This is a genomic window from Nanhaiella sioensis, from assembly GCF_046557775.1.
Lineage (GTDB): Bacteria > Bacillota > Bacilli > Bacillales > SM2101 > Nanhaiella > Nanhaiella sioensis.
Genome location: NZ_JBKAEG010000001.1, coordinates 3,300,607 through 3,311,820, shown reverse-complemented (window position 1 = coordinate 3,311,820; position 11,214 = coordinate 3,300,607). Strand labels below are relative to the sequence as shown.

The window sequence follows — 11,214 nt, the reverse complement described above, 5'->3', positions numbered from 1 at the left end:
TTATACTCCTTTGAATGTTTGACGATAAATTTCTTCTAACTCGGTAACTAATGGTAACTTTGGATTTGCTGGTGTACATTGATCTTCAAATGCTCTGTCTGCCAAAATTGCCACTTTTTCTTCAAATTCTTTTTTATCTACACCATTCTCAGGTAAACTCATAGGAATATTTAGTTCTTTCGCTAATTTAATTACCGCTTGGATTAAGCTCTCTACACCTTCTTCAGTTGTACGTGCTGGTAAACCTAATGCTTTAGCAATTTCAGCATAACGTTGATCAGCAATGAAATGTTTATATTTAGGGAATGCTGTAAACTTTTTCGGTTTTGTTGCATTGAAACGAATAACATGTGGCATTAATAATGTATTTGCTCTACCGTGTGCAATATGGAACTCTGCACCCATTTTATGTGCCAAGCTATGATTAATACCTAAGAATGCATTTGCAAATGCCATACCTGCAATTGTAGATGCATTGTGCATTTTCTCTCTTGCAAGTTCATCTGCACCGTTATGATAAGCTTTTGGTAAATATTCAAATACTAGTTGAATAGCTTTAATCGCTAAACCATCCGTATAATCATTTGCCATATTAGAAACGTAAGCTTCAATCGCATGTGTTAGAACATCCATACCAGTATCTGCAGTTACGTGCTTCGGAACTGTCATAACAAACTGTGGATCTACGATTGCAACATCTGGTGTTAACTCATAATCTGCTAACGGATACTTGACATTGTTTTTCTTGTCTGTAATAACAGAGAATGGTGTTACCTCAGATCCAGTTCCTGAAGTTGTTGGTATTGCAACAAATTTAGCTTTGTTTCCTAGTTTAGGATATTTGAACGTACGTTTACGAATGTCTAAAAACTTCTGTTTTAAGCCATGGAACGTTGTTTCTGGGTGTTCGTAAAATAACCACATTCCTTTTGCAGCATCCATCGCTGATCCACCGCCAAGTGCAATGATGACATCAGGTTGGAATTCTTTCATCATTTCTGCACCCTTCATCACAGTTTCAATAGATGGATCTGGCTCAACATTTGAGAAAATTTCACAATGGACGTAATCTTGACGTTTACGTAAATAATAAAGAACTTTATCAACATAGCCAAGCTTCACCATACCTGGGTCCGTTACAATCAAAGCTTTTGAGATTTCAGGCATTTTTGCTAAATATTGAGTAGAATGCTTTTCAAAGTAAACTTTTGGTGGAAGCTTAAACCATTGCATATTGACATTCCTTTTCGCAATTTTTTTGATATTTAATAAGTTCGCTGTTCCAACATTTGAAGATACAGAGTTCTTACCGTAAGATCCACAACCTAATGTTAATGAAGGAATATATGCATTATAAATATCTCCGATTGCCCCTTGTGAAGATGGAGCATTCACAATGACACGACATGCCTTCATACGTTTTCCATAAGCTTCTATGGTTTTTTGGTCTTCAGAATGGATTACAGCAGAGTGACCTAGACCTCCAAACTCTAGCATTTCTTCTGCACGAGTAATCCCTTCCTCTGTATTATTAACTTTATAACAAGCTAGTACTGGACTAAGCTTTTCTCTTGAAAGTGGGTGAGCTTCACCTACACCTTTTAATTCAGCGATTAGAATTTTAGTATCTTTGGGTACTTCTACACCAGCCATTTTTGCGATTTCATAAGCTGGTTTACCAACGATGTTTGGATTAACAGCACATTTGTTTTCATCAATAACAAGTTTTTCTACTTTTTTCTTTTCGTTTTCTGATAAGAAGTGACAAGAATGATATATCATTTCTTTTTTCACTTCATCATAAATTTCTTTATCGATAATAACAGCTTGTTCAGAAGCACAAATCATACCATTATCAAATGTTTTTGATAAAATTAAATCATTTACAGAACGTTTCACCTCAGCAGATTTTTCAATATAACAAGGTACGTTACCAGCACCTACACCTAACGCAGGTTTACCAGTACTATAAGCTGATTTAACCATTCCTGGGCCACCTGTCGCTAAGACGATCGCAACCCCATCATGATTCATTAATTGTTTTGTTGCTTCGATAGATGGCGTTTCTATCCATTGAATACAACCTTCAGGCGCTCCTGCTTTTACTGCTGCGTCACGAAGAATTCTTGCTGCTTCACTACTACATTTTTGTGCAGATGGATGGAAAGCAAAAATAATTGGGTTTCTAGTTTTAATTGCAATAATTGCTTTAAACATCGTTGTTGATGTTGGATTTGTCACTGGTGTTACACCAGCAACAACACCTACTGGCTCTGCAACTTCGATTACACCTTCGTGTTCATTATCATTAATAATGCCGACAGTTTTATCATATTTAACGTTATGATAAATATATTCAGTAGCAAAAATGTTTTTAATAATTTTATCCTCATAAACACCACGTTTTGTTTCATCAACTGCTAGCTTAGCTAAGTGCATATGTTGATCTAATCCTGCTAAAGCCATTTCTTTTACTATGTCATTGATCATTTCTTGATCATAATTGCGAAATTCCTTTAAAGCTTTAGAACCACGATCAACTAAAGAATTAATCATTTTTGAAACATCTTGTTGTTGTTTTAATACTTTTTCTTCAACAGCCATTTGAAACTCCTCCTAATTTCTCGCTTAAAGTTTGTGAATGTTTTCACATGTGAATGTTAAAAAAAAGCAACTTACTTGATACTTTACGTTTTTTACTAAATTTATTAACTAACTATCTTACACGTTTATTATACTATCGATATGTTGCGAATAGTTACATTAAATTTGACGACATTGTGAATAATTTCACATATATTATTAAACTGATATCCTCGACTTTTACTCCTTTTAATCCTTAAAAAAACTAGTAAATGTATAAAAATTATAATAGCCGTCCATTCTATTAATAGAAAATCTACTATATAGTAAATTAAATTTTTCAGAAGATAGGAGTGTTTATGTGAAAGTTCGTCAAGATGCATGGTCTCATGAAGAAGACCTATTACTCGCAGAAACAGTACTTCGCTATATTCGTGAAGGTGGAACTCAGTTATCAGCCTTCGAAGAAGTTGGTGATAAGCTTAACCGAACTTCTGCTGCTTGTGGATTTCGGTGGAACGCGGAAGTAAGAGGAAAGTATGATCAAGCTATCGCCATTGCGAAAAAGCAAAGAAAAGAAAGAAAGAGAGCGTTAGACAGATTAAAGAAGCAAGATGAGCTTCCTAGTACAATTTCACTACCACAGATTACTACAGTTGATGATAACCATCCAGTAGAGAGCTATAATCTAAATAATGAGTTCACGACAGAGTTGTTGACTACGCCAGTGACGACATCAGTTCCACCTATAGAGCCATCAGCTGGATCAAATTCAATATCTCTAGAAGATTGCATTTCTTATTTAAAAGAACTTAAAGTACAAGATCAACATTCAATGAGATTGCAGCAGGAAAATGTACAATTACAACAAGAAAACCAAACTCTTTCAAAGCAAAATAAAGAACTAGTTATAAAGCTTGAAAAAATGTCCGAAAAGCAATCTATGATACAAGAAGACTATCAAGCATTAGTACAAATTATGGATCGAGCACGGAAAATGGTTTTATTTGATGATAATGAAGAAAGACCTTCTCCAGCTTTTAGAATGGATAAAAACGGAAACTTAGAACAATTAGCTAAGTAAAAAACGTGGTCTATCTTTAGACCACGTTTTTGTCATTGTCGGAACGAGAAGAACCAAGTCGATATCAGATAAATGTAGAGTATTTTTAGCCCTGATTTACTCGTTTAATTGGTATATCTGTTAACAATTCAGTAACCACGTGACTTGCCATTATTAGCCCTGCTACTGATGGAACAAAAGCATTGGATGATGGTGGCATTTTAGCTTTTCTAATAGGTGTATTTTCATCAGGTACAATTTTCTTGCGAATATCTTCCCGAATCACAATAGGACTCTCGTCAGAAAATACTACTTTAATCCCCTTACGGATACCCTCTTTTCTTAACTTCGTTCGAATAACTTTTGCAATGGGATCAGTGTGAGTTTTGGAAATATCAGCTATTTTAAAACGTGTAGGGTCCATTTTATTTGCTGCACCCATACTTGAAATAATTGGAATCTTCCTCTGCAAGCATTCCTTCATTAAATGGATTTTATAACAAATCGTATCAGACGCATCTATAACAAAATCTATTCCATAACTAAAAAATTCCTCATACGTCTCCTCTGTATAAAACATTTTCAACGCAATCACTTGACATTCTGGATTAATATCTTTTATACGGTCCTTCATGAGGTCAGCTTTTGGCTTACCGACAGTTGAGAGTAAAGCGTGAATTTGTCGATTTACATTTGTAATATCGACATCATCCTTATCAACTAATACAAGCCTTCCTACACCAGATCGAGCTAGTGCTTCAGCTGCAAATGAACCTACACCACCAATTCCAAGTACTGCCACTGTGCTATTTTTTAAAATGTTTAATCCTTCTATCCCAATCGCTAATTCATTTCTAGAAAATTGATGTAACATATTCTCAACTCCGTTTGTCACAAACTTATTCAATGTTTTCCGATAAAAATAATATCATAAATTATAAGAAATACAAGATTTGAAGATCATTTTTTCGACAAAATACAAAATGTAACAGTCTTGGAAAAAAGTTTTTTTGTAACGTTGCCGTCGTTATCTAGAACAAAAGCTGCTACGAACTTTAACTGGGGGCACGTTTATTTCTTAGCAAAACAGCCCATTGTAAGATCATCAAGCTACGTCTGTTACAAATGTATGGCATTTATGTACTCTAAATAGCTACAAAAACCCTATACATCATGTATAGGGTATACCTTTTTTATTTTATTATAACGGAACGGAAGTCCCAATTGTGCCGTCGATGCCTTCGTTTTGATCCCGCACTCCGCAGGTGGGTGCCCTGTTCCAAATGTTAGTACGTCCTTATAATCCAGAAGGCATGTACGCCGTTTGAAAACTCAAGCTCCCGTATAACTTATTGTTCGGTCAAAACAATAGGTTATAAGACGAACACATCAGGACTTTCAAGTTCTGTTATTATAATATCACACCAATTTACAGTTATCAAGTTGAGGAAATATTGGACATATTAGCTTTTTTTCACAGTTAACGCTAAGTTAAGTTCAGCTAATTGTTCGATGCTTACTTCTCCAGGTGCGTCTGTTAGTAAATCGCTAGCACTAGCAGTTTTCGGAAAAGCAATCGTATCACGTAGATTAGAACGACCTGCTAAGATCATGACAATTCGATCTAAGCCTAAAGCTATACCTCCGTGAGGTGGTGTCCCATATTCAAATGCTTCCATCAAAAAGCCAAATTGTTCGTTAGCTTCTTCCTCTGTAAAGCCTAAAGCTTTAAACATTTTTTCTTGTAACTCTCTTTCATATATACGCAGTGACCCTCCACCTAATTCATAGCCGTTTAACACTAAATCATATGCAACAGCTTTTACGCGAGAAGGGTCTGTATCTAACAATTCAATATCTTCTCGAGCAGGCATTGTAAAAGGATGGTGTGCTGCGTAATAACGCCCTTCTTCATCATCATGCTCTAATAAAGGCCAGTCTGTTACCCACAGGAAATTAAATTTATTTTCAACAATTAAGTTTAGTTCTTTTCCTAGCTTTATGCGCAATGCACCAAGAGCATCTGCCACAACTGCTTTTTTATCAGCGACGAATAATAATAAGTCTCCTGCAACAGCTTCTAAAGAAGAAATAAAGCCATTTTGTTCTTCTTCACTGAAAAACTTTGCAATTGGACCTTTAAGCCCTTCTTCCTCAACTTTTAGCCAAGCTAACCCTTTTGCGCCATAAACACTAACAAAATCAGCTAAAGCATCAATATCTTTTCGAGAAAAGGAGGTCGCAGCACCTTTCACATTAAGTGCCTTGACTTGGCCACCTGAATTAACAGCCCCTGAAAACACTTTAAATCCACAGTCCTGAACTTGTTCCGATAAGTCTATTAACTCCATCTCAAAGCGCGTATCAGGTTTATCAGAACCGAATCTATCCATAGCTTCGTCATAGGTCATGCGTGGAAACGGAAGCGATACTTCAAGACCTTTAACATCACTCATGACTTTTGACATCATTTGCTCTGTCATCGAAATAATATCCTCTTGATCCATAAAGGAAGTTTCGATATCAATTTGGGTAAATTCAGGTTGGCGATCTGCTCGTAAATCTTCATCTCTGAAACAACGTGCAATTTGATAATATTTTTCGATGCCACCTACCATTAACAATTGTTTGAATAATTGAGGTGATTGTGGTAAAGCATAAAACTCACCCTCATGAACACGACTAGGTACTAAATAATCACGCGCTCCTTCTGGTGTACTCTTTGTTAGAATTGGCGTCTCAATATCTAAAAACCCTTCATCATCTAAATATGATCTAATTGATTTCGTAATATTATGGCGCATTTTTAACGTATCAAATATGACTGGTCTTCGAAAATCTAGGTAGCGATACTTTAAGCGGGTATCTTCAGAAACCTCTGATTGATCAGCAATTACAAAAGGAGGTGTTTTTGCTGAATTAATGATTGTAATTTGTTCTGCGTGTACTTCAATTTTTCCAGTACTAAGGTTTTCGTTAATCGTGCCCTCTTCACGAGCAACTACATTACCCTCTATATGAAGAACAAATTCATTTCTTACTTTCTCTGCTATACTTAATGCTTCAGGAGACATTTCTGGATTAAATACTACTTGAACGATCCCCGTACGGTCACGTAAATCAACAAATATTAAGCCACCTAGGTCACGTCTTTTTTGTACCCACCCTTTTAATTTTACTTTTTCTCCAATTGCCTGCTCTGTTACTTGCCCACAAAAATATGATCTTCCAAACATAAGAATCCCCCTATTGTATGTTTTCCATTACATATGACGTAAAATCATTCAGATTTATTTCACTTTGTTCACCAGTACTCATATTTTTTACATTAATTACGTTTCTCTCTATCTCTTCGTCACCTAATACAGCGACAAATTTTGCTTGTAACCTGTCAGCCGCTTTGAATTGAGCTTTTAATTTCTTATCTTGATAATCTTTCTCCGCAATTAATCCAGCATTCCGTAATTGATGTACTAGGGAGACGGACATATCCTTCGCTTTTTCTCCTAGCGTAACAACGTAACAATCGATGTGACTCGTTATTGGAAGCTGTATCTTCTCGGCATCGATTGCTGCTAACAGTCGTTCTATACTTAGCGCAAACCCTACACCAGGAGTTTCTGGCCCACCAATACTCTGTACTAAACCGTTATATCTACCCCCACCACATAAAGTTGTAATGGAGCCAAAGCCTTCTGCATTACTCATTATTTCAAATGCGGTATGATTATAATAATCAAGTCCTCGTACTAGGCGAGCGTCTACTTCAAAGGGAATGTGTAGGCTTGTTAAATACGTCTGAACCTTATCAAAATATATTTTTGATTCATCATTTAAATATTCCAATATGGAAGGTGCTGAATTCATCAATTCATGACCTTGATCCTTTTTACAATCTAAAATTCTTAACGGATTTTTCTCTAATCTGGTTTGACAATCGGTGCAAAACTCATCAATTTTAGGTTCAAAGTGCTTAATAAGGGCATCACGATGAGCCACTCTACTTTCTTGATCACCTAAGCTGTTGATAACAAGTTTTAAATTTGTAAGCCCTAAGCTTTTGTATAAGTCCATTGCTATTGCAATTACTTCAGCATCAATTGCTGGGTCATTACTTCCGAGCGCTTCTATGCCAAATTGAACAAATTGACGAAACCTTCCTGATTGCGGTCTTTCGTAACGAAACATTGGGCCAATATAAAATAGTTTTGTAGGCTGATTAGGACTCCCGTACATCTTTTTTTCTACAAAAGCTCGAACAACCGATGCTGTGCCCTCAGGCCTTAATGTTAAACTCCTTTGTCCTCTGTCCTCAAATGTATACATCTCTTTTTGGACGATATCTGTTGTTTCTCCTACCCCTCTAGCAAATAGCTCTGTATGTTCAAAAACTGGCGTCCGGAGTTCCTTGTAATTATATTTCCCACACAACTCTCTAGCTTTTTCTTCAACATATTGCCAGCGCTCAACTTCATCCGGGAGAATATCTTGTGTTCCCCTTGGTATTTGATAAGACATACATTTTCCTCCTAAATTAACCAAAATAAAAAACTCCCATCCCTACTATTCGTAGGGACGAGAGTTATCATTTACCCGTGGTGCCACCCTAGTTGAAGCATTATTCATCTGCTTCCACTTAGTCAGTTAACGCCTGATTACGTCCTTCTCCTAGTCAAACCTTGTTACTTGTAAACGTTCAAGAAACTCTTGACCATTTTCAGTTAACAATTAATAATTTTTCAGAGAGAAACCTCCAGAGTGTTCATTCGTTAAGTCAGCATGACGAAATGCTTTCAGCCTAATGGCACTTCTTCTCTTTTCATGTGAACCCTTAACTACTATTCTCTTTCACTGGTTGCTTCAATATTATTTTCAGAAAGAATTTTATATTATCATACGTATGAACAGAAAACTTGTCAAGAGAATTCGATAATTATTATGATCTATGCAAGTGTTTTTTTAGTTTTTTTATATCTTTCACTGCTAATCCATACTCCGACGCCAATTCTATTAATGTAGAATCATTCTCTCTTTGAATAAAGTCATGGAAGTCCACACCGAATAATTGATTGCCTTCTTTTCCACTAATCGCACTTTTCTCACTATATCTCACAATAAAACTTCCTTTCCACACCATTTTCTACTGCATTTATATTTCTCTACGTAATAATTGTAGTTTTCCCTTCTGGCTGAAAATATTTCATTAAATATACAAGGAAATATAAAAAAATTAGCGAAAGAGTAAAGATGGCAAAAAGCTAATAGAGGAGGTACATTGTTTGTTCAAGAAGATATGTTTATTTGTCCTAATTCTTGTTATTCTTATACCTAATAATAAAATTACTTATGCTGAAACAGAAACAATAGCAGTGAATGTTCCATCATTAAATGTGCGTACAGGACCTGGTTTATCATATGAGGTCATTACAAATGTTAAACAGGATGAACACTTTACATTAATAGCTACAAAAGACGATTGGATTCAAATACAATTACCAAATCAACAAACTGGTTGGGTGGCCTCATGGCTGGTCACCCAAAATCTCACTACAGAAAAATATAGCTCGACATCAAAAGTTACTGCAATTGTAGATGAGCTACGTATACGACAAGGTCCAGGAAGTAATTTTGAAATTATTGGTTCGATGAATCAGGGTGATCATGCTAATGTAATTGAGCAACAAGTGGATTGGACAAAAGTTTCATTTGCCAGTCAAGTTGGATGGGTCTCTTCACAATACTTGTCACTATCTGATTCTGATTTATCCACTCCTATGGAACAAGCACAAATCATTGCTCAAATATCTGTGGATAGCTTAAATGTTAGAAGTGAACCTTCTCTAGAGTCAGAAATTATCGGCCAGCTTCATAACGGAGAAGAAAATGCAATATTAAGTGAGCAAGAGAATTGGCTTGAAATTTCATACATGAATACTTCTGGCTGGATTCATCGATCATTTGTCAATTTTATTAATAAACAACAACAGGAAATTGACACATTAAACCCAAACGAGCACACCGATGGTTCTGATTCAGAACATGAGGAGCAGCAACACACAGATATAAAAGGTGTAGTAACAGCAACGACACTTAACGTAAGGAGCAATTATTCATTAGATGGAGACATTGTAGGTAATATACCTCAAGGAGAAGAGGTACTCATATTAGAAGAAAATAACAAGTGGTATAAAATCAATTGGCTCGGAGGTGAAGGCTGGGTTGCTAGCTGGTACGTCAAGCTTTTAGAAGAACAAAATAACCCTAACACGGTAAACGAACCTAAAGAGAAAGAAAATACTGTTCGTATTTTACATAATGGTACAAATTTACGAGATAAGCCATCAACGACTGCAAAAATAGTCGTACGTGCAAATGAAGGTGATACTTATCCAATCCTTGATATTGATGGAGATTGGTATAAAATTCAACTACCTAATGAAAGTACTGCCTATGTTGCAGGCTGGATTGTCAAAGCATCTACTAACGTACCCATTATAGAAAAAAGTGGCATTGAACAATATTTAAAGGATAAAATTATCGTCATCGACCCTGGACATGGTGGACGTGACGGCGGAACAACTGGTTTGAAAGGTTCGCTCGAAAAGAACATTACTGTTAGGACTGCAAACATCTTAGAAGACAAGCTAACTGCTGCAGGAGCTACAGTCTTTTTAACTAGAGAAGAAGATATTTACGTATCGTTAAGAAACAGAGTAAGTATTTCACATTACTATAATGCTGATGCCTTTATTAGTTTACATTACGACAGTACTACTGATAGAGGGGTAAGTGGCATTACTTCATTTTACTATGACGAAACAAAGGATAAACAATTAGCAGTATCTTTACATGAACAACTTATTAATTATACTAATTTAAATGACCGAAGTGCCCGATTTGGCAATTATCATGTATTAAGAGAAAACAAGCAGCCATCAGCCCTTCTCGAATTAGGGTTTTTAAGCAATAATGAAGAAGAATTAATGATCAATTCAACACACTTTCAAGAAGCGATAGGCAATGCACTCTATTATGGGCTCGCACAATATTTTAATAACAATTAGAGGTTGTCCAGAAAGTCATTCAATGACTTTCTGGACAACCTCTTCATTTACGCTCTCTCACTATCAATGATTAATGTCACTGGACCATCATTGATAAAGTCAACATCCATCATTTTTCCGAATTGACCTGTCTCAACAATAGCACCATTGTTCATTAATTGTTTATTAAAAAAATCATAAATGGCTTTCGCCTGCTCAGGTTTAGCTGCTTCCATGAAATTAGGTCTCCGTCCTTTACGGCAATCACCATATAATGTGAATTGTGATACAGATAGTACTTGCCCACCGACATCTAATAATGAAAGATTCATTTTTCCATTGTCATCTTCAAATATTCGAAGATTAACAATTTTTTCAGCTAAATATTTGGCATCTTCTTCTGTATCGGTATGCGTTACACCTACTAGCAATAAAAGCCCATGAGAAACTTGGCCAACTGTTTGTTCATTTACGATGACCTTTCCGTTTTTAGCGCGTTGGACGACTACTCTCATATCGTTAATC

8 protein-coding genes, 1 other RNA gene and 1 other annotated feature are annotated in these 11,214 nt (G+C 35.9%); of the genes, 2 read left to right on the top strand and 7 right to left on the bottom strand.

Translation table 11 applies throughout. The annotated features are described in order from the left end of the window. Positions 1-2,604: a bifunctional acetaldehyde-CoA/alcohol dehydrogenase gene (gene adhE / locus V1503_RS15290; protein WP_214480405.1), complete on the bottom strand. Its 2,604-nt coding sequence runs from the start codon at positions 2,602-2,604 to the stop codon at positions 1-3. A gap of 340 nt (positions 2,605-2,944) precedes the next feature. Between adhE and V1503_RS15285 the strand changes: the two genes are divergently transcribed. Continuing rightward, positions 2,945-3,667 carry an RsfA family transcriptional regulator gene (locus V1503_RS15285; protein WP_214480406.1) on the top strand — a complete coding sequence of 241 codons (723 nt, stop codon included), beginning with the start codon at positions 2,945-2,947 and terminating at the stop codon, positions 3,665-3,667. 85 nt (positions 3,668-3,752) lie between these two features. On the opposite strand, the gene V1503_RS15280 is transcribed toward V1503_RS15285, so the two are convergent. The 5 genes from V1503_RS15280 to V1503_RS15260 form a co-directional block, all read right to left on the bottom strand. Then, complete coding sequence (locus V1503_RS15280) at positions 3,753-4,520, bottom strand: tRNA threonylcarbamoyladenosine dehydratase (protein ID WP_214480407.1); 768 nt, start codon at positions 4,518-4,520, stop codon at positions 3,753-3,755. A gap of 339 nt (positions 4,521-4,859) precedes the next feature. Further along, positions 4,860-5,045: non-coding RNA, 6S RNA (gene ssrS / locus V1503_RS15275), on the bottom strand. Positions 5,046-5,109: 64 nt separating this feature from the next. Then, the gene (aspS, locus tag V1503_RS15270; RefSeq protein ID WP_410627997.1) at positions 5,110-6,882 is read right to left on the bottom strand and encodes an aspartate--tRNA ligase; all 1,773 of its coding nucleotides are present in this window, start codon (positions 6,880-6,882) and stop codon (positions 5,110-5,112) included. 10 nt (positions 6,883-6,892) lie between these two features. After that, on the bottom strand, positions 6,893-8,164 hold the full coding sequence (gene hisS, locus V1503_RS15265) for a histidine--tRNA ligase (protein WP_214480409.1): 1,272 nt from the start codon (positions 8,162-8,164) through the stop codon (positions 6,893-6,895). A gap of 50 nt (positions 8,165-8,214) precedes the next feature. Further along, positions 8,215-8,507, bottom strand: a binding site (T-box leader). Positions 8,508-8,582: 75 nt separating this feature from the next. Continuing rightward, positions 8,583-8,759, bottom strand: coding sequence for a hypothetical protein (locus V1503_RS15260; protein WP_214480410.1), 177 nt, complete (start codon positions 8,757-8,759; stop codon positions 8,583-8,585). Positions 8,760-8,925: 166 nt separating this feature from the next. On the opposite strand from V1503_RS15260, the gene V1503_RS15255 reads away from it, so the two are divergent. Continuing rightward, on the top strand, positions 8,926-10,710 hold the full coding sequence (locus V1503_RS15255) for an N-acetylmuramoyl-L-alanine amidase family protein (protein ID WP_410627994.1): 1,785 nt from the start codon (positions 8,926-8,928) through the stop codon (positions 10,708-10,710). Between the two features lie 47 nt (positions 10,711-10,757). On the opposite strand, the gene dtd is transcribed toward V1503_RS15255, so the two are convergent. Then, positions 10,758-11,204 carry a D-aminoacyl-tRNA deacylase gene (dtd, locus tag V1503_RS15250; protein ID WP_214480412.1) on the bottom strand — a complete coding sequence of 149 codons (447 nt, stop codon included), beginning with the start codon at positions 11,202-11,204 and terminating at the stop codon, positions 10,758-10,760. Between the last annotated feature and the right edge of the window lie 10 nt (positions 11,205-11,214).

Excerpts from the sequence above, each read along its gene's own strand:
- adhE (WP_214480405.1), bottom strand. The coding sequence starts at position 2,604 with ATGGCTGTTGAAGAAAAAGTATTAAAACAACAACAAGATGTTTCAAAA.
- V1503_RS15280 (WP_214480407.1), bottom strand. The coding sequence starts at position 4,520 with ATGTTACATCAATTTTCTAGAAATGAATTAGCGATTGGGATAGAAGGA.
- aspS (WP_410627997.1), bottom strand. The coding sequence starts at position 6,882 with ATGTTTGGAAGATCATATTTTTGTGGGCAAGTAACAGAGCAGGCAATT.
- hisS (WP_214480409.1), bottom strand. The coding sequence starts at position 8,164 with ATGTCTTATCAAATACCAAGGGGAACACAAGATATTCTCCCGGATGAA.
- dtd (WP_214480412.1), bottom strand. The coding sequence starts at position 11,204 with ATGAGAGTAGTCGTCCAACGCGCTAAAAACGGAAAGGTCATCGTAAAT.